The sequence below is a fragment of the Jiangella alkaliphila genome (assembly GCF_900105925.1).
Lineage (GTDB): Bacteria > Actinomycetota > Actinomycetes > Jiangellales > Jiangellaceae > Jiangella > Jiangella alkaliphila.
Window position 1 is genome coordinate 2667194 of the sequence record NZ_LT629791.1, and the last position, 17838, is coordinate 2685031.

The 17838-nt window shown below is 75.0% G+C and carries 15 protein-coding genes; 7 read left to right on the forward strand and 8 right to left on the reverse strand.

Annotated elements, in window-relative coordinates; translation table 11 throughout:
* Positions 1 to 109: 109 nt before the first annotated feature.
* Complete coding sequence (locus BLV05_RS12460; protein WP_046769102.1) at positions 110 to 1381, reverse strand: sigma-54-dependent transcriptional regulator family protein; 1272 nt, start codon at positions 1379 to 1381, stop codon at positions 110 to 112.
* A gap of 118 nt (positions 1382 to 1499) precedes the next feature.
* On the opposite strand from BLV05_RS12460, the gene mshB reads away from it, so the two are divergent.
* The 3 genes from mshB (at position 1500) to BLV05_RS12475 (ending at position 6746) form a co-directional block, all read left to right on the forward strand.
* Positions 1500 to 2423: an N-acetyl-1-D-myo-inositol-2-amino-2-deoxy-alpha-D-glucopyranoside deacetylase gene (gene mshB / locus BLV05_RS12465; protein ID WP_046769101.1), complete on the forward strand. Its 924-nt coding sequence runs from the start codon at positions 1500 to 1502 to the stop codon at positions 2421 to 2423.
* Positions 2420 to 2845 carry a DUF6113 family protein gene (locus tag BLV05_RS12470; RefSeq protein ID WP_052762514.1) on the forward strand — a complete coding sequence of 142 codons (426 nt, stop codon included), beginning with the start codon at positions 2420 to 2422 and terminating at the stop codon, positions 2843 to 2845. Before mshB ends, BLV05_RS12470 begins: the two co-directional genes overlap by 4 nt.
* A 64-nt stretch (positions 2846 to 2909) precedes the next feature.
* Positions 2910 to 6746 (forward strand): VanW family protein, encoded by a 3837-nt coding sequence (locus tag BLV05_RS12475; protein WP_052762513.1) that lies wholly within the window; start codon positions 2910 to 2912, stop codon positions 6744 to 6746.
* Positions 6747 to 6768: 22 nt separating this feature from the next.
* Here BLV05_RS12475 and BLV05_RS12480 read toward each other — a convergent pair whose 3' ends face one another.
* Entirely contained in the window at positions 6769 to 7749 is a 981-nt protein-coding gene (locus tag BLV05_RS12480; RefSeq protein WP_046769100.1) for a GNAT family N-acetyltransferase, read from the reverse strand.
* 109 nt (positions 7750 to 7858) lie between these two features.
* Between BLV05_RS12480 and fdxA the strand changes: the two genes are divergently transcribed.
* Together fdxA and dapC are read left to right on the forward strand one after the other, a co-directional pair.
* Positions 7859 to 8188, forward strand: a complete 330-nt coding sequence (gene fdxA / locus BLV05_RS12485; protein ID WP_046769099.1) for a ferredoxin — start codon at positions 7859 to 7861, stop codon at positions 8186 to 8188.
* A gap of 4 nt (positions 8189 to 8192) precedes the next feature.
* Complete coding sequence (gene dapC, locus BLV05_RS12490; RefSeq protein WP_267884870.1) at positions 8193 to 9287, forward strand: succinyldiaminopimelate transaminase; 1095 nt, start codon at positions 8193 to 8195, stop codon at positions 9285 to 9287.
* Positions 9288 to 9426: 139 nt separating this feature from the next.
* Here dapC and BLV05_RS12495 read toward each other — a convergent pair whose 3' ends face one another.
* The 4 genes from BLV05_RS12495 to dapD form a co-directional block, all read right to left on the reverse strand.
* Positions 9427 to 10989, reverse strand: a complete 1563-nt coding sequence (locus BLV05_RS12495; RefSeq protein WP_046769098.1) for a hypothetical protein — start codon at positions 10987 to 10989, stop codon at positions 9427 to 9429.
* Positions 10990 to 11074: 85 nt separating this feature from the next.
* The gene (locus tag BLV05_RS12500; protein ID WP_046769097.1) at positions 11075 to 12646 is read right to left on the reverse strand and encodes a gamma-glutamyltransferase family protein; all 1572 of its coding nucleotides are present in this window, start codon (positions 12644 to 12646) and stop codon (positions 11075 to 11077) included.
* A 2-nt stretch (positions 12647 to 12648) separates the two neighbouring features.
* On the reverse strand, positions 12649 to 13626 hold the full coding sequence (locus tag BLV05_RS12505) for a hypothetical protein (RefSeq protein WP_046769096.1): 978 nt from the start codon (positions 13624 to 13626) through the stop codon (positions 12649 to 12651).
* A 52-nt stretch (positions 13627 to 13678) separates the two neighbouring features.
* Complete coding sequence (gene dapD, locus BLV05_RS12510) at positions 13679 to 14611, reverse strand: 2,3,4,5-tetrahydropyridine-2,6-dicarboxylate N-succinyltransferase (protein WP_046769095.1); 933 nt, start codon at positions 14609 to 14611, stop codon at positions 13679 to 13681.
* Positions 14612 to 14700: 89 nt separating this feature from the next.
* Here dapD and BLV05_RS12515 point away from each other — a divergent pair, with 89 nt between their 5' ends.
* The gene (locus BLV05_RS12515) at positions 14701 to 15324 is read left to right on the forward strand and encodes a peptidase inhibitor family I36 protein (RefSeq protein ID WP_152690773.1); all 624 of its coding nucleotides are present in this window, start codon (positions 14701 to 14703) and stop codon (positions 15322 to 15324) included.
* 24 nt (positions 15325 to 15348) lie between these two features.
* On the opposite strand, the gene BLV05_RS12520 is transcribed toward BLV05_RS12515, so the two are convergent.
* Both BLV05_RS12520 and BLV05_RS12525 read right to left on the reverse strand, forming a co-directional pair.
* On the reverse strand, positions 15349 to 16428 hold the full coding sequence (locus BLV05_RS12520; RefSeq protein WP_046769093.1) for a hypothetical protein: 1080 nt from the start codon (positions 16426 to 16428) through the stop codon (positions 15349 to 15351).
* A complete protein-coding gene (locus BLV05_RS12525; protein ID WP_046769092.1) occupies positions 16425 to 17069 on the reverse strand; it encodes an RNA polymerase sigma factor in 645 nt (214 codons plus the stop codon). Before BLV05_RS12525 ends, BLV05_RS12520 begins: the two co-directional genes overlap by 4 nt.
* A 71-nt stretch (positions 17070 to 17140) precedes the next feature.
* On the opposite strand from BLV05_RS12525, the gene BLV05_RS12530 reads away from it, so the two are divergent.
* Entirely contained in the window at positions 17141 to 17830 is a 690-nt protein-coding gene (locus tag BLV05_RS12530; protein WP_046769091.1) for a VOC family protein, read from the forward strand.
* Positions 17831 to 17838 lie beyond the last annotated feature (8 nt).

Here is a 17838-nt window from a genome sequence, read left to right on the forward strand (position 1 = left end):
GGGCCGCCCATAAACCCAGCCCGCCCATCGCCCGCCCGGTCGAACTCTCTAGCACTCGACGAGCCCGGCTGGTCCATGGGCGCCCGCCCGGTCGAACTCTATTGCTCGATCAGCCGGTGTGGCCGAGGTCGTCGTCCAAGCCGGCCAGGACGGCGGCCGCCTCTGCTCGCTGCGGGGAGCCCGGCGCCAGGCCGTCCAGCCGGGCCTGCCAGATCTGGGCGTCGTCGCGGCCCGACGGCGACATCGCGTAGTGCCGCAGCGCATCGGCGTCGCCGGACTGCAGCAGCACGTTGCGCAGCCAGCCGTGCAGCCGGTACCGCAGCGCGACGACCCCCGGCGCGGCCGACCGCGGCAGCAGGTCGCCCCGGTACAGCTCGACGGCGCCCCTCTGGTCGCCGCGGGTGAGGCGGTCGGCGACGTCCATGGCGTCGGTGCGCAGCTCCGTGCGCAGGCGGTATTGGCCGGCCGGCGACACCAGGTCGGGCACCGCCTTGCGCAGCCGCGACATCTCGGCGCGGACGGTGACCTCGGCGGCGTCGTGCTCGTACAGCTGCCAGGCGAGGTCGCCGGCGGACAGGCCGTCGGGGTGCTCGGCGAGCAGGAGCAGCAGTTCGGTGTGCCGCAGGCTCAGCTCGAGGCTGCGGCCGTGGTGCACCAGCAGCCCGCGGGAGCGGCCGAGGACCTCCAGCCGGCTGCCCGGCGTGGCGGCGACGGCGCCGCCGAGCAGCCGCAGCTCCGCCTCGACCGCCGCGATGGCGGACCGGACCAGGAACGCCGACTGCGGCGCCACGACCGAGGCGCCGCCGGTGATGTCGAGGACGCCGAGGACGTGGCCGGTGCGCGGGTCGCGGATCGGCGCCGCGGTGCAGCTCCACGGCTGGACGCTGCGGGCGTAGTGCTCGCTGCCGAAGACCTGCACGGTCTCGCCGACCGCGAGCGCCGTGCCGATGGCGTTGGTGCCCATGGCGTCCTCGCACCAGTCGGCGCCGGCCTGCAGATGCAGCCGTTCGGCCCGGCGGCGCAGGTCGTCGTCGCCCTCGGCCCACAGGATGCGGCCGCGGGCGTCGCCGACGATGACCAGCACGCCGGCGTCGGCGGCGTCGTCGACCAGCAGCCGGCGCACGATCGGCATGGCGTGCCGCAGCGGGTGCGTGGCCCGCGCCTCGTGCAGCGCGTCGTCGATCAGCGTGACGGGGGAGTCGCGGCGGTCGGGGTCGACGTGCAGCGCGGCGGAGCGCCGCCACGACTCCAGGACGACCGGCCGGACCTCGGAGTCGCCGCCGGGGCCGGACTGCAGGAAGTTCTCGTGGGCCTGGGCCGTGAGGCGCCAGCGGCTGACCGGGTCGACGCCGTTCGGGAGCGCGAGCTGGAGGCTGGGCACGTCACTCCTCCTGGGGAGGTGGTCCGCGGGACACGCCTAGAGTAGGCCGTCCGGCGACCGGGGACGGCCGAACCTCGGCGATCGGTGCGCTGTCCGAGCGGCTGCATAGGCTGGGGACATGCCCGTCGAGCTTCCCGACCGCCGGATGTTGCTGGTGCACGCCCACCCCGACGACGAGTCCATCGGCACCGGCGCCACCATGGCCCGCTACGCCGCCGAAGGCGCCCACGTCACGCTCGTCACCTGCACACAGGGCGAGCAGGGCGAGATCGTGCTGCCCGAGCTGGCGCACCTCGCGCCCGAGCACGACGACGCTCTGGGGCCGCACCGGGCCGGCGAGCTCGCCGACGCCATGGCGCAGCTGAAGGTGGCCGATCACCGGTTCCTGGGTGGTCCGGGCCGGTACCGCGACTCCGGCATGGTGTGGGGCGCGGACGGCCGCCGCGCGGTGGCGCCCGACCAGCTCGACGCGCGGGCCTTCTGGTCCGCCGACCTCCGCGAGGCGGCCGACCACCTCGTCGCTGTCATCCGCGAGGTCCGGCCGCAGGTGCTGGTCACCTACGACGAGCACGGCGGCTACGGGCATCCCGATCACATCCAGGCGCACCGGGTGGCCACCTACGCGCGCGACCTCGCCGCCGTCCGCTCCTACCGCACCGACCTCGGCCCTGCCTGGGATGTCCCAAAGGTGTACTGGACGGCCACGCCCCGCGAGGTGCTGCAGGAGGCGCTGACGGCGCTGCGCGAGCGCGGCGGCGCCGGCTTCGATAACCTCGCCTCGGCCGACGACTTCGGCTATGTCGTCGACCTCGCCGATGTCGACGCCGTCATCGACGGCTCCGATCACCTGGACGCGAAAATGGCGGCCATGCGGGCGCACGCCACGCAGATCGACGTGCATTGGCCGTACTTCACCCTCTCCGACAACGTCGGGCAGCCCATCTGGGCGCAGGAGTACTTCCGGCTGGCGCACGGCCGCCGCGGGCCGGCCGACCCCGGCACCGCCGTCGAGACCGACCTCTTCGCCGGCGTCGGGCCGTGACCGTCGCACCCGGTGCGGCGCCGTCCGTCACGCCGTCCAGCCGGGCCGCTGGTCCGTCGCGGCGCGGCCGGGTGCTCTCCGCCCTCGCCGTCGCGGGCCTCGGCCTGGTCGCTGTGGCGGTCGCCGTCGCCGGGTCGTACCTGCATCGATGGGCCAGCCCGGCCGGCATCGTGCTGGCCGTCGGCGGGGCGGTGGGCGTCGGGATCCTGGCGCGGGTGTGCGCGCGCAGCCGCTTCGGGCTGGCCGTCATCGCGATGCTGTGGCTGGTGCCGGTTCTCGTGCTGTCGGGGCAGCCGGCGGGCGCCGACCGCGTCATCCTGAACGACGAGCACGGCCTGGTGTTCCTCTTCGGCGGTACGGTCGGTCTGGCCGTGGTACTCGGTCGCGGCGTCGAGGCGAGATCGACTCGACGAGTGACGTAGGATGCGCGGGGCAAGACCTGACTACTGACGAATTGCGCATATTCAAACCGATAGGTGCCCAAGCGTGACCGACAACCCACCTGGCCGGGGCGGTGCCGCGGCCGCATCCACTGACCGTGGCGACGCGGTCGGCGCCGAGCCCGGCCGGCCCGCCGACGGGTCGGCGGTGACGTCTGCGGCCGACCCTATCGAGCCGTCCGGCAACGCATCGGCCGACCCCGCCACTGAGACGAACGGCACACCCGCCCGACCGGCCTCCGCCGAGGGTGAGCGTTCCGGCGCTGCCGCGGGCGGGGGTGGTGCGCCGGTGCGGCGCACCCAGATCGCCGCGTCGGCGGCCGCGCTCGCCGAGAAGCGGGCGGCCAAGGCTCGCGCGGCGGCGGACGCCCAGACCGCCGCTGCTGCTCAGACCGCCGCGGCGGCTCAGGCGGCCGCGGAGGCTCGGGCCGCCGCCGAGGCTCGGGCCCGCGAGACGGCCGAGGCTCAGGCTCGTGAGGCGGCGGCTCAGGCCCGTAAGACGGCTCGGCCCGCCGGGGACGCCCCTGCGGCGGATCCGGGCGTCAGGGCCGTCACGCCGCCGCCGCGGGTCATCGACGCGCGCCCGAGCGCGATGCGCTCCGCCGACGCCCGTCCGTCCGGCGAGCCCCAGCGGCCGGAGACCAGCCGCCGTCCGCTCGACGACCGTCGTACCGAGACTCCCCGCGATGCGACGCCGACCCGCCAGGCTGAGGCGCCTCCCGCTGCCGGCGACGACGCTCCGTCGTTGCCCGCCCGCCAGCGCCCGACGTCGGCGCCGCTCGGCGCGGCCTCGCTGCAGCCGTCGATGCTGCCGCCGATCCAGGCCGAGCCACGTGCCGCCGGTGCGATGCAGGCCCGCCCCGCCGCCGACGAAGCGCGGTTCGCCGCCACGGCGCAGGCGTTCTCCGGCGCCCAGGCTGCCCGTGCCCGGGCCCGCGCCGCCGAGCAGGCCGAGGCCGCCACCCGCCGCGACGCGGAGGAGCAGCGGGCGGGTGCCCCGGCGAACGGATCCGCCGCGGCGCAGCGTCCCGCGCCCGGCCGCTCGAACGTCAAGGACCGCGACGGTCAGGCCTCTGCCGAGGAGGACGGCCAGCGCTACGAGGAGCCCCGCGTCGTGCAGGACGCCCGTGCGGCCAAGACCCGCGGCGGCTCCACTGCTGCCGCGACGGCCGCCACGGCTGGGGTCGCCGCGGCCGCTGCCGCTGGTAGTGGTGTTGGTGGTGGCGGCGCTGGTGGTGGCGCCGACGACGGCGGGTCCCGGTCCGCCGCGGACCGGCCCAGCGCCGATCGGCCGGCCGACTCGGCCCGGCCCGAGGCGGCGCAGGCCGACGACGCTCGCCGGGCGCAGTGGGGTCCGCCGGATGCGGCCGAGCGGGGCCGTGCGGAGACGCCCGAGCCGAGCCGGCCCGTCGACTCCCGACCGGCCGACGACGCTCGCCGGGCGCAGTGGGGACCGCCGGACGCGGCCGAGCGGGGCCGTGCGGAGACGCCCGAGCCGAGCCGGCCGGATACCGGCGAGCAGGATCGGCCGGCGACAACCGAGCCGAGCCGCTCCGAGGCCGCCCGTGCCGCCGAGCAGAACCGTGCTGAGGGCGCCGGCGCCGCCGCGCAGGGCAGCGCTGAGGGTGCCGGTGCCACGGAGCAGGGCCGCTCCGAGAGCAACCGCACCGCCGAGCGAGCCCCCGAGGCCGCCGACACCGCCGACGCCACGGAGGCGACCGAGGCCGCCCCTGCCGCCGAGCCGGCCCGGCCGCGGCCGGAGCCCGGCGTGCGTGCGGCCGGCATCTACACCGCTCCGGGCCGCGGCGACGCCGACCAGCCGACCCAGGCGCTCGGCTTCGGCGACGCCCCGACGTTGCCGGGCTCGGCCATGCCCGCGATCCTCGCCGCGGCCCTGGCCGCCGACGGCGCCGCGGCCACGCCCACGTCCACCCCCGACACATCCGCCCCCGAAGCCGACCCGACGGCCGGCCGGGCCTCCAGGCGGCAGCAGCAGCGTTCCTTCGGCCAGGCCGCCACCGCGGCCGCCTTGAAGGAGAACGCCGGCAAGCGCGGCGACGGCAACGGCAACGGCGGCGACGACAGCGGCGGCAACGACGACGACGGCGCGGGCTCCGGCGGCCGCAACAAGGTCAAGCTGGCGGCGCTCGTCGTGGCCGGCGTCGTCGTGGTGCTGGGCATCGGCTACGGCATCGCCTACGCCGTGGCCGGCGGCTCGCTGGCCCGGGGCGCGACGGTCGCGGGCATCGAGGTCGGCGGCATGTCGCCGGAGGAGGCCGAGGAGGCGCTCACCGCGCAGCTGCCGGCCCTCGTCGACCAGCCCTTCCATCTGATCATCGGCGACGAGGAGACCTCGTTCGAGGTGGTCCCGTCGGCGGCGGGCATGACGGTCGACGTCGCGGCGACGATCGACGAGGTGCCGGGCGGCAGCGCCAACCCGGTCTCGCTGTTCCGGGCGCTGCTCGGCGGCGACGAGACCACGCCGGTCCCGGCCATCGACCGGCCTACGCTCGAGGCCGCGCTCACCGAGATCGCCGCGCAGGCCGACATCGAGCCGGTGAACGGCGCGGTCGCGTTCGACGGCGGCGAGGTCGTCACCAGCGAGCCGCAGCCGGGCCGCGCGGTCAACCTCGACGCCACCATCGAGCGGCTCCAGGGCGCGTTCTTCGGCGCCGAGTCCAGCCTGCCCGTCGGCGACGTTCAGCTGGCCATCGACGAGGTGCAGCCGGCCGTCAGCACCGACGAGGTGCAGCGCGCCGTCGCCGAGTTCGCCGAGCCGGCGATGTCCGCCCCAGTGACGGTCGTCGCGGGCGAGGAGAGCGTCGAGCTGCCGGCCGAGCTCGTCGGCCAGGCGCTCACCATGGCCCCCGACGACGCCGGCACGCTGCAGCCCGCCATCGACGGCGCGCTGCTGACGGAGGTCGCGCGCGACCTGCTGACCGAGGTGGGCCAGGAGGGCCGCGACGCCACCGTCACCATCGAGGGCGGCGAGCCGGTCGTCGTGCCGGCCGAGCGCGGCATGGGCATCGCGCCCGAGACGCTGAGCGCCGCGGTGCTTCCGGTGCTGACGGCCGAGGGCGACGCGCGCGAGGCCGCCGTCGAGCTGACCGAGGTCGACCCCGAGCTGACGACGGCCGCGGCCGAGGAGCTCGGCGTCACCGAGGTGGTCGCGGAATTCACCACCCGGTTCCCGCACGCCGACTACCGCAACGTCAACATCGGCACGGCGGCCGAGCGCATCGACAACACGCTGCTGCTGCCCGGCGACGAGTTCAGCCTCAACGGCATCGTCGGCGAGCGCACCGAGGCCAACGGCTTCACCACCGGCACCATCATCGACGGCGGCCGGCTGGAGGAGTCCCTCGGCGGCGGCGTCTCGCAGGTGGCGACGACGACGTTCCACGCGGCCTTCCTGGCCGGTCTCGAGGACGTCGAGCACTGGCCGCACTCGATCTACTTCGACCGCTACCCGATCGGCCAGGAGGCCACGGTCGCCTGGGGGTCGAAGGACATGCGCTTCGCCAACGACACCCCGTACGGCGTCGTCGTCGACACCACCTTCACGCCGAGCACGTCCGGCAACCAGGGCACGCTCAACGTGAAGATCTGGAGCACGGAGTACTTCCAGGTCGAGACGTCGGTGTCGGAACGCTCCAACTACACGTCGCCGCAGACGATCTACGACACGTCCGACAACTGCTCCGCGCAGGGCGGCAGCCAGGGCTTCAGCATCACGTCGTACCGGCAGGTGCTCGACCCCGACGGCAACCTCGTCAAGGACGAGGCCGACCCGTGGACGTACAACCCGAACCACCGGGTCATCTGCGGGCCGGACCCGGGCGAGGACAACGGCCAGGGCGGCGGCGACAGCGACGAGGAGTGACGCGCGACCACTGCCCGCCGGCTCAGCGCAGCCGGCGGTAGTGGTACGCGTGGTGCTCGGCGAAGCCGGCCTTGCGGTACGTCGCCCGGGCGGCCCCGTTCGGCTCGGCGACCTGCAGGTACACGTCGGTGGCGCCGAGCCGGTCGGCCCACGCCGCCAGCCCGGCGACGATGTGCCCGCCCAGCCCGCGCCGCCGGGCCGACGGCGCCACCTCGACCGCCGTCACCCCGAGCCAGCGTCGTCCGCTCGGCGCGTCGGTGACCGCGCCCCGCGCGATCGCGACCCGCACGCCGTCGTCGTCGTCCACCGACGCGAACCCGGCGGTGTCGGTGTTGACCAGCACGTCGACGGCGTGTGCCGGCAGCTCGCCGCCCCGGTAGTGGTAGCCGGCCAGCCAGTCGTCGTCGGGGCGGTCGTCGACCCGGACCGGCGGCAGCCCGGCCCGCTCCGAGCCGCGCACGACGGACACCGGCGCCACCATGACGAACGTCCGGTCCTCCAGCGCCGGCCAGCCGCGCGCGTCCAGGACCGGTCCGAGCGCCCGGCCGAGCGGCTCGGGCACCTGGAAGGCCGGCATCAGCCCGCGCGACCGGTACCACCGCTCGACCAGTTCGACGGCGTCGGCCGGCGGCCGCCCGGGGTCGTCCAGCGGCAGGCACGAGTTGGCCCGGCCGGTGAACCCGCCGGCGGCGCGCAGCAGCCAGCCGCCGCTCCACTCCGACTCCAGCGCCCGCCAGCCGCGCAGCGCCGCGGCCTCGAGGTCGCGGACGTCGCGGCGGGTCACCGTCAGCTCCGGGATCTCCTTGACGGCGACGACGTCGCCCGCCGGCACCGCGACCACGTCGCCGCCACGCGAGGGCCGTACGCGCAGGACGTCGCCCGCGGCTTCGAGCACGCCGAGCACGTCCGTGGCGCCGAACTCGTCGCCGTGCAGGCGGTACCGGACCACGACACGCCGTCCGACCAGGTCGGACGGGTTCTGACTCGAACTGGGCTGTCTCATAGGCTGACCTTGGTGCACGATGGATTACGGGCACCGCGATACTAGGGCTGAGCACGAATGAGTAGCCGAACCGGTGCGCCGGATGGGCTTGCGATAGGAGGACACCGCCGTGACGTACGTCATCGCGCAGCCTTGCGTCGACCTCAAGGACCTCGCCTGCGTCGAGGAGTGTCCGGTCGACTGCATCTACGAGGGCGAGCGGATGCTCTACATCCACCCGGATGAGTGCGTCGATTGCGGTGCGTGCGAACCGGTCTGCCCCGTCGAGGCGATCTTCTACGAAGACGACGTCCCCGGTGAGTGGAAGAGTTACTACACCGCCAACGTCGAGTTCTTCGACGACCTCGGCTCGCCGGGCGGCGCTGCCAAGCTGGGCGCCATCGCCAAGGACCATGCGCTGATCGCCGCACTGCCCCCGCAGGAGCACGAGGAGACCTGAGCCGGTGCCTCAGCGGCTTCAGCTGCCCGCCTTCCCCTGGGACGCCCTCGTCCCGTACGCGATGCGCGCGGCGGCGCATCCCGACGGCATCGTCGACCTCTCCATCGGCACGCCGGTCGACCCGACGCCCGAGGTGGTCCGTCGCGCGCTCGCCGCGGCGGCGGACGCCCCGGGCTACCCGACGACGCAGGGCACGCCCGCGCTGCGTGAGGCGGCCGTGCGCTGGCTCGGCCGGCGGGCCGGCGCCCAGGGCCTCGACCCCGGCGCCGTCATCCCGAGCATCGGCTCGAAGGAACTGGTGGCCTGGCTGCCGACGCTGCTCGGCCTGGGCCCGGGCGACGCCGTCGTGTTCCCGGAGCTCGCCTACCCGACGTACGACATCGGCGCCCGGCTGGCGGGGGCCGACCCGGTCGCCAGCGACTCCGTCACGGCGCTCGGGCCGCGCCGGGTGGGGCTGATCTGGGTGAACTCGCCGGCCAACCCGCACGGCCGGGTTCTGCCGGCGGCGCATCTGGCCAAGGTGGTCGAGTGGGCGCGCGAGCGCGGCGCCGTCGTCGCCTCCGACGAGTGCTATCTCGAGCTGGGCTGGGAGGAGCGGCCGGTCTCGGTCCTCGACCCCGCCGTCAACGGCGGCTCGCTCGACGGCCTGCTGGCGGTGCACTCGCTGTCGAAGCGGTCCAACCTGGCCGGGTACCGGGCCGGGTTCGTCGCGGGTGACCCCGCGCTGGTCCGTCAGGTGCTCGAGGTGCGCAAGCAGGGCGGGTTCATGGTGCCGACGCCGGTGCAGGCCGCCATGGTGGCCGCCCTCGACGACGACGCCCACGTCGACGTGCAGCGCGAACGCTACGCCCGCCGCCGCGACGTGCTGCGGGCGGCGCTGGTCGAGGCCGGGTTCCGCATCGACGACTCCACCGCCGGCCTGTACCTGTGGGCGACCCTCGACGAGCCGTGCTGGGACACCGTCGACCGGCTGGCCGGCCGCGGCATCCTGGTCGCGCCGGGCTCGTTCTACGGCGCCACCGGCGGCTCGCACGTCCGCATCGCCCTGACGGCGACCGACGAGCGCGTCGACGCCGCCGTCAAGCGCCTGCTCAGCTGACGGCCGCCAGTCCGCCCGCCTGCGGCACGCCGCGGGGCAGTGGCGGAGCCTGTCGGACCGCCCTTGCAATGAGCACCTATACGCACCACGCGGCGATGGTGCGTATAGGTGCTCATTGCAAAGGGGCTCGACGACGGGGTCAGCTGACGGCGGCCGACGCGGTCGCCGCGTCCGGGCCGATGCCCAGCGCGACCTCGGAGCCGGAGCACGCCACCACGGCGGACTGGTCCGTCCCGGCGAAGATGGTCCGGCCGCCGTCCTCGGTGGCGGTCGCGTCGGGGAAGGCGGCCGCGTAGAAGTCGGTGATGGTCTCGCACAGCGGCGTGGCGCCCTCGTCGCCACGGTCGGCGAGCATCAGCCCGACCGCCGTGGCGTCGCCGTCGCCCCAGACGGTGACCTCGCCGCCGGCCCACGCGGCGACGCGGTCCTTCGGGTCGGACAGCGCCGCGGCCTCGTCGTCGCCCGGGGCCTCGAGGAGGAACAGCAGGTCGGCCGCGCCGAACGTGTCGGTGCGCAGTTGCTGCCAGCCCGGCCCGACCGGGGCGCGGACGTCGACGGCGGCCTCTCCGGCGTCGTAGCGATCCGGGAAGAGGATCTGTGCCGTCGTCGTCGGCACCTCGGAGTAGGTGGCGTCGACCGCCTCCCAGCCGCCGTCGAGGAAGACGTCGCAGGTGAACGTCATGCCCTCGACGTACGGGAACTCCAGCTGGCGGGCGATGAAGTGCGGTAGCCCGTCGAGGTCGGCCGTGGTCTGGCCGGACGCCTCCTGCAGTGCGAGCAGCTCGTCCAGCGGCAGGTGCTGGCCGACGAACTGCTGGCTGTACAGCGAGGCGTCGCCCTCGACGGCGTTGAGCGCGGCGTAGGCGGCGTCGGACCCGGACTCGGTGGCGATGGCCTCCTGGTCGGGCAGCCCCATGGCGGCGTCGGCCTGCGCGTGCACCAGCTCGTGAGCGGTGATCAGCGCGCCGAGGCCGTCCATCTCCTCCGAGCCGATGACCAGCTGCCCCGTCTCGGGGTCGTAGAACCCGCCCACGCCGGCGTCGAGCGCGTCGAGCTGGGCCTGCGCGAGGTCGGTGCCGGGCTCGACGGCGCCCAGTGCGGCCAGCAGCCGGGAGTCGACGGCGGCCCGCTCGGGGTCGAGCTCCTCCTGGGTGATCTCGACCGCCCGCCGCTGCACCTCGTCGAGGCTGACGAACTCGATGTCGACGTCGTCGCCGGCGGGCAGCCCGCGCTCCTCCTCGACCAGTTGCGCGATGGCGGCGACCTGCGTCTCGACGTCGGCGTCGGGGATGGAGTCGGAGCCGCCGAGGCCGAGCCCGCCGGAGCCGAGGCACTGCAGCAGGATCGGGTCGAACTCGCCCATGCCGCCCATGTCGCCGAGCAGCCCTTCCAGACCGCCCTCGCCGAGCAGGTCCTCCAGCCCGCCGAGGCCGCCCTCCTCGGACCCGCCGAGCAGGTCCTCGAGGCCGCCGAGCCCGGACGACTCCGACGACTCCTCCGCCGCGGCCAGCTCCTCGCGCGCGGCGTCGCGCTCGGCCCGCGCGTCGTCGACCCGCTGGTCCATGACCAGGTACGTGACGCCGGCAAGCACCAGTCCGACGGCGAGCGCGATGGCCGTGGCGACCTGCCAGAGCGCGGTTCGCGGGCCACCGTTGCTGGAGGACGACGGCGGGGGCGGAGGCGGCGGGGTGGGGTCGCTCATGATCTCCCTAACCTACTGGAGACCGACCGCACGGTCCCAGCGAGCGACGAGGCCCAGAAGGGAGAGGGGAAAATCGTCCGCGGGGTCAGGCCGTCGCGACCGCCGTCGTCGCGACCCGGGGATCGCGGGCGGACAGCCGCCAGCCGGCGTCGTCGACCTGGATGACGGAGACCGGGCCCCAGCCGGGCTGCGGGCCGTCGACCGGGACGACCTCGTGGCCGCGTCGGCGCAGGCCGTCGACGACTCGGGCGGGCACGTCGGGCTCGACCCGCACCCGCGAACCGGACGGCACCGGCGCGCCGGTCGGGCCCTCGGGCGGCTCGATCGTCCACCGCGGCCGCGCCTGGGCCTCGTCCGGGTCCAGCCCGGCGCCCAGCACGAACGCGGCGACCTGCTGCACCAGCTGCGGCTGCACGTGGCCGCCGCGGGCGCCGAGGACCATCGCCAGCCGCTCGCCGCGGGTCCACAGCGACGGCGACAGCGTGTGCAGTGGCCGCCGGCCCGGCGCCAGTTCGCCCGGGTGGTCCGGGATCAGCGAGAAGCCGCGGCCGCGGTCGTGCAGCAGGAACCCGGCCGCTCCGGCGCCGACCAGCGACCCGATGCCGTGGAAGTTGGACTGGATCAGCGAGACGGCCATGCCGTCGCCGTCGACGACGCACAGGTAGGCGGTGCCGCCGGCGGCCGGCGCGGCCGAGTGCCGCTCGCGGGCCGCGCCGGGGTCGACGGAGGCGGCGACGGTGTCCAGGCGGGCGGCGTCGAGGAGGCGGTCGAGCGGCACCGGGACCCGGCCGGGGTCGACGGCGAGGTCGTCGCGGTCGGCGGCCAGCGCCCGCTGCGCCTCGATCTGCAGGTGCCAGGACTGCGGGTCGGCGGGGTCGTCGGCCCAGCCGAGCCGCTCCAGCACGGCGCAGCCGCCGATGCCGAGGTAGCCCTGCGAGTTCGGCGGGACGGTCCAGCCGGTGCTGCCCCACACGTCCACGGACAGCGGGTCGACCCAGTCGGCCTGGTCGTGGCGCAGGTCGTCGGCGGTGATGACGCCGTCGACGGCGGCGCTGATGGCCCGGCCGGGTGCGCCCTCGTAGAACGCCGCGCGGCCGCCGTCGGCCACCAGCCGCAACGTCGCGGCCAGCTGCGACCGGACCACCGTCGCGCCGCGCGACGCCGCCAGCATCGGTGCCGCGGCCTCGACCCCGGCGAGCGACGCGGCACTGGCCCGGAACGCCGCGACCAGCTCGTCGTTGGCCGGGAAGCCCTCGGACGCCAGCCGCACGGCCGGCTCGAGCACGGCCGCCAGCCCCAGCTTGCCCAGCCGCGACGACAGCGTGGCCCAGCCGTCGACGCAGCCCGGCACCGGGATCGCGGCCGGGTGGGCGCGCGGGATCTCGTCCAGCCCGGCCGCCCGCAGCGCCGCCGCGTCGACGCCGGAACCCGCCCGGCCGGATGAGTTCAGCGCCAGTGGCGTGCTGTGGCCGGGCAGGTGCACCAGCGCGAACAGGTCGCCGCCGACGCCGCAGGTCTCCGGCGCGACGACGCCCTGGACGGCGCACGCGGCGATGGCGGCGTCGACGGCGTTGCCGCCGGCCTGCAGGATCTGGACGCCGGCGCGCGTGCTCAGCGTGTGCGACGTCGCGACGACACCGCCTGGACTGCCCGTCATGCTCACGACCCTTCCGCGACGTCGATGTGGACGTGGTCCAGGTGGCGAAGGGTGACGTCAGTGGTGGCACCGGACGGGTGGGTGTACTCGCGCCAACCTTCGTCGGACCGGCGCGCCGACCATATCCTGTCGTCGTAGATCACGGTCGCTATGCCCAGTTCCTGTGCGTTCGCGACGGCCCAGTGGGCCACCGCCCAGCCGCGGCGGTTCACGTCGGCGTTGTCGTACGGCTCGAACATGACGTCCAGGGCGCGGCCGTCGTAGTGCGCGGACCCCTCGATGTGACCGGAGTCGACGCCGCCGGGCTCGAAGCCGCCGATGTCGAGGTCGTCGAACCTGCCGGCCAGCTGGTCGCGGACGGCCCGGGCGCGGTCGGTGAGCCCGTCCTCGCCCTCGGCCTGCGCCGAGTAGTCGGCGGCCCGGAACGCGCAGGAGAACGCCGCCTCGGAGTTGCCGGTCAGCGCCGACGCCAGCACCCGCGCGTCGTCCTCGTGGTCGGCGTAGGCGTCGGGGAACGCGCTGCGCTGCACCTCCTGGGCGGCGACGGTGATCTCGAGGTCGCGGTAGTTCGGGATGTCGACCAGCGCGTCGTAGAAGGCGCCCGCGGCGTAGACGGGGTCCTGCACCTGCTCAGGCGTGCCCCAGCCCTGCGACGGCCGCTGCTGGAACAGCCCGAGGGAGTCGCGGTCGCCGTAGTCGATGTTGTAGATGTCGGATTCCTGGTACGCCGTGGCCAGCGCGATGGTGACGGCGCGCGCCGGCAGCTCGCGCTCCAGCGCCACCGCGGCGATGGTGGCGGCATGGCGGGCCTGTTCGGGCGCCAGCGCCACGGTGCGGCCGTCGACGGTGACCCGGCAGTCGTTGCGGCGCACCAGGGGGTTGTTGTCGCCGCCCACCCACCAGATGAGCAGCGCGGCGACGCAGCCGCCGAGGGCGAGCAGGGTCCCGATGGTGGCCGTCAGGCGGGCAGCACGACTCATTTGACTGGAAGAACGTCCGTGGCCGGGCCCGCGGTTCCGGGTGGTCCGGCCGCTAATTGGCGTGCAGGACGGCGTTCAGCCCGCCCCAGTCGCCGGACCGGGCCAGGGCCTCGACGGCGCCCGTCACGCTGTTGCGGCGCAGCAGCAGGCCGTCGCGTCCGGACAGCTCCACCGCCTTGACGACCCGGCCGTCGGGCAGCCCGACCTTCGTGCCGGCGGTGACGTAGCAGCCGGCCTCGACGACGCAGCCGTCGCCGAGCGAGATGCCGATGCCCGCGTTGGCGCCGATGAGGCAGCCTTTCCCGACGCTGATGACCTGCTTGCCGCCGCCGGACAGCGTCCCCATGATCGACGCGCCGCCGCCGACGTCGGAGCCGTCGCCGACCACCACGCCGGAGGAGATGCGCCCCTCGACCATGGACGAGCCGAGCGTGCCGGCGTTGAAGTTCACGAACCCCTCGTGCATGACGGTGGTGCCGGCGGCGAGGTGGGCGCCGAGCCGGACGCGGTCGGCGTCGGCGATGCGCACCCCCGCGGGCACGACGTAGTCGACCATGCGCGGGAACTTGTCGATGCCGTAGACCGTGACCGGTCCGCGCCGCAGCAGCCGCAGCCGGGTCCGCTCGAACCCCTCGACCACGCACGGGCCGTCGTTGGTCCACACGACGTTGCTGAGCACGGCGAACAAGCCGTCGAGGTTCTGCCCGTGCGGCGCGACCAGGCGGTGCGACAGCAGGTGCAGCCGGAGGTAGGCGTCCTGGGCGTCGGCGGGCGGCGCGTCGAGGTCGATCTCGGTCTCGACGACGGCCCGGCGGACCTCACGGTCGCGGTCGTCGCCCTCCAGGTCACGCAGCTCGACGAGGGCGTCGTCGGACGAGATGGGCGGTTTGCCGAGAGCCGGCGATGGGTACCAAACATCCAAGATCGTTCCATCTGCGGCTATGGTGGCCAGGCCGAAGCCCCATGCCCGTCGCTCGTCGGTCATGGGCTCAGCCTACGGAACACGGGGGCTGCGCGAGCGTGGCGGTCGCCGCGTCGCGAGCCGATGGGAACACGAGAGCTGGGAGGCACCGGATGGTGCGACGACGGCTGCTGGGCACCCTTGCGGTGATAGCGACGACGGTACTGGTGGCGGGCGGTGCCCACGGCGGCGCGGTCGCCGGCGAGGCGGCGCCCACGGGGCCGCTCGCGGCCGAGATGGCGGCCGCTCTGGAGCAGCAGCCGGGCGGCGTGCAGCTTTCGGACAACGCCATGGCCTGGGACGACGGCGGGGTCATCGCGGTATGGCCGAGCCCCGGCGACGACGCGGCGCCGCACGGGCTGGGCGACAACGTGCGCTCCGATGTGGTCGAGGCGCTCGGCGTGACGGAGCTGGCCGGCCTGGCCGGGCCGGCGGGCGCGGCGGAGGCCCGCGGCAGCGCGTCGAGCTGCCCGTCCGGCTACTACTGCTTCTACACGGCGACCAACTTCGACGGCGCCCGGTACCAGTTCTCCAGCACCTGCTCGGCCTACGCCAGCACGTACGGGTTCGACAACACCGCGACGTCGTGGGTCAACCGCAACTCCGGCCGCAACTACCACGCCTACGACTACCTCGGCGGGTCCCGGCTGTGGACGATGACGCCGGGCGCCAGCGACACCTACGTCGGCGCCTCCGCCGACAACCGGATGAGCTACTGGAGCTGCACCAGCGCCTGACCGGGCGCCCGCCGTCAGAGACCGTCAGAGGAAGACGGTGTACGTGGCGACCACCGGCGCCTCGACGTCGAGGCCGCCGGTGTCGCCGGTGAGGACCTCCTCGTAGCCGAGCAGCCGGCCCGTCTGGGGGTCGAGCATGAGCACGTGGCGGCGGTCCAGCCCGGTGTCGTCGCTGTCGGTGCCGAACGCGACGGCCACCCGGCCGCGGCGGTCGGTGGTCTCGCCGAGCGCCACGACGCCGGGCTCGTCGGCGAGCATGGTCAGCGCCGCGGCCTGCACCGAGGCGTCCACCACCCGGGTCGAGGCGACCTCGTGCAGCGCCTGGAACAGCGCCGCGGCGGGGTCGCCGGCCTGCGGCCAGACGGCGAGCAGCTGCGCCCGCAGCGCGGCGGGGTCGGTGGCCAGCAGCTCCGGGTAGGCCGAGGCCAGGCCGCCGGCCGGGATGGTCTCGTCGAGCAGGAGGGTGCCGGGGGTCGCGGCGGCGTCGGCCTCGCTCCACTCCGCGGTCGGGAACCGCGCCTCGCCCTGCGTCTCGCGGACGTGCACCGAGCCGTCGGCCAGGAACCGCTGCTCACGCAGCACCGGCACGACGGCGGAGGTGACGGCCGGCGCGCCCAGCGCCAGGCTCGCAGCGGCGCCCTCGACCGGCGCGCGGCCCTCGGCCGGCGGTGCGTCGGCGGCGCCCGTCTCGGTGACCGTCAGCAGCCAGCTCTCGGTGGTGACGGTGTCGGCGGCGGCGTAGGCCGACACCTGCGGCTGCGCGGCCGTCGTGGCCAGCGAGCGGAGCTCCGTCGCGGCCGGCTGCCCCATGGCCAGCTCGGCGGCCAGCACCGGCGGCGTGGCCGCGTAGGCGGTGTCGGCGCCGTCGGACCCCAGGTTGCTCACGACGAGGACCGCCGCGGCCACCGCGGACGCCGCGACCAGGCCGGCCGCGGGCCACAGCACCGGCCGGACCTGCGGACGCCGCAGCGCGGGCCGCAGGCGGGGCCGCGGCCGGGCGGCGACGGCGTCCTCGAGCAGGCGGCGCATGGCGTCGCGCCGGTCGGCGGGCAGCTCCCGCCGCTGCGGCAGGTCGAACGCGAGGTTCAGGCCGGTGGAACTCATGTGTGGTGCGCTCCTTCGGGGCGCGAGCCGGGTCGCGGCTCGGCTGTCTTCGTGGCCGCGGCCTCGGTGAGCCGCTCCATGTGAGCTCGGGCTCGCGCCAGACGCGAGCGTACTGTGCCGACGGGGATTCCGAGGGCGACGGCGGCCTCGGCGTAGGTGCGTTCGCCCCAGACGCACAGGGCGAGCACCTCCTGCTCCTGCTTCGGCAGCCGCCGGAAGACCCGCAGGACCTGCTTCATGTGCCGTTCGTCGTCGGCCCGGGCCGCGGCGTCGGCGGGGTCATGCCGCGGCGCGGCGTCGGCGGCGCCGCCCGCGATGACCGCGGGTGGCAGCTTGGCCAGCAGCCGGCGGTGCCGGCGGACGGCGCGCGTGCTGTTGCCCGCCACCCGGCCGGCCAGGCTCAGCAGCCACGGCACGAACCCGGCCTCGGCGACGACGTCGTCGCGCTTGCGCCAGGCCTCGAGGAAGACGACCGAGGTGAGGTCCTCGGCGATCTTCCAACTGCCGGTGAGCCGGAAGCAGTGGTTGTAGACCACCGTCGAGTGCCGGGTGAACAGCTCACCGAACGCGGCCGGGTCGCCCTGGCGCGCCCGCGACCACAGGTGCTGGTCGTCGGGCGGAGCGGCCGGCAGGGAGCTCATGATCGTCAGGGTCCACCAGGCTTGGGTATCGTGCGGTCAGGGTCTCGGTGTGCCCGGCTAACGTTGCCGCCATGAGCCAGACCTCGCCCCTCGCCACGTGGCAGGCCCTCTGCCTCGACGCCAGCGACCAGCCCCGGCTCGCCGGGTTCTGGGCGGCGGCGCTGCACCGCCGGCCAGACCCACACGATCCTACGCATCTGCTGGGCGAAGAAGAAGGCGAGCAGGTCTGGGTCGACGCCGTGCCCGAGGCCAGGACGGCGAAGAACCGCGTGCACCTCGACGTCGAGGTGGGTGACCTCGACGGCCTGCTCATCCTCGGCGCCACCGTCCTGCGTGAGCCCGACGGCGAGATCTCCTGGTACGTCATGGCCGATCCCGAGGGCGGCGAGTTCTGCGCGTTCCTGCGGCCCGAGCGGGGCTCACTGCCCGGCCGGCTGTACGAAGTGGTGGTCGACTGCGCCGACCCGTATGCGCAGTCGGCGTGGTGGGGCGAACTGCTCGGCCTGGTGCCCGAGCGCGAGCCGAAGGAGCACTTCGCGGCGCTCGAGAGCGACGGCCGGCTGCCGTTCGACTACCTGTGCTTCGTCCCGGTGCCCGAGCCGAAGACGGTGAAGAACCGCATCCACTGGGACATCGAGGTCCCCGACATCGCCCTGCTGACCGAGCGCGGCGCCACGGTGCTGCGGCCGCGCGGCGGCGACATCGGCTGGCACGTCATGGCCGACCCCGAGGGCAACGAGTTCTGCGCCTTCACGGCCTAGGCTAAGGC

Coding starts and splice junctions, on each gene's coding strand:
- BLV05_RS12505 (WP_046769096.1), bottom strand. CDS start 13,626: ATGAGTCGTGCTGCCCGCCTGACGGCCACCATCGGGACCCTGCTCGCC.
- BLV05_RS12520 (WP_046769093.1), bottom strand. CDS start 16,428: ATGAGTTCCACCGGCCTGAACCTCGCGTTCGACCTGCCGCAGCGGCGG.
- dapD (WP_046769095.1), bottom strand. CDS start 14,611: ATGACCGACGAGCGACGGGCATGGGGCTTCGGCCTGGCCACCATAGCC.
- BLV05_RS12480 (WP_046769100.1), bottom strand. CDS start 7,749: ATGAGACAGCCCAGTTCGAGTCAGAACCCGTCCGACCTGGTCGGACGG.
- BLV05_RS12525 (WP_046769092.1), bottom strand. CDS start 17,069: ATGAGCTCCCTGCCGGCCGCTCCGCCCGACGACCAGCACCTGTGGTCG.
- BLV05_RS12515 (WP_152690773.1), top strand. CDS start 14,701: ATGGTGCGACGACGGCTGCTGGGCACCCTTGCGGTGATAGCGACGACG.
- mshB (WP_046769101.1), top strand. CDS start 1,500: ATGCCCGTCGAGCTTCCCGACCGCCGGATGTTGCTGGTGCACGCCCAC.
- BLV05_RS12495 (WP_046769098.1), bottom strand. CDS start 10,989: ATGAGCGACCCCACCCCGCCGCCTCCGCCCCCGCCGTCGTCCTCCAGC.
- BLV05_RS12530 (WP_046769091.1), top strand. CDS start 17,141: ATGAGCCAGACCTCGCCCCTCGCCACGTGGCAGGCCCTCTGCCTCGAC.
- BLV05_RS12500 (WP_046769097.1), bottom strand. CDS start 12,646: ATGACGGGCAGTCCAGGCGGTGTCGTCGCGACGTCGCACACGCTGAGC.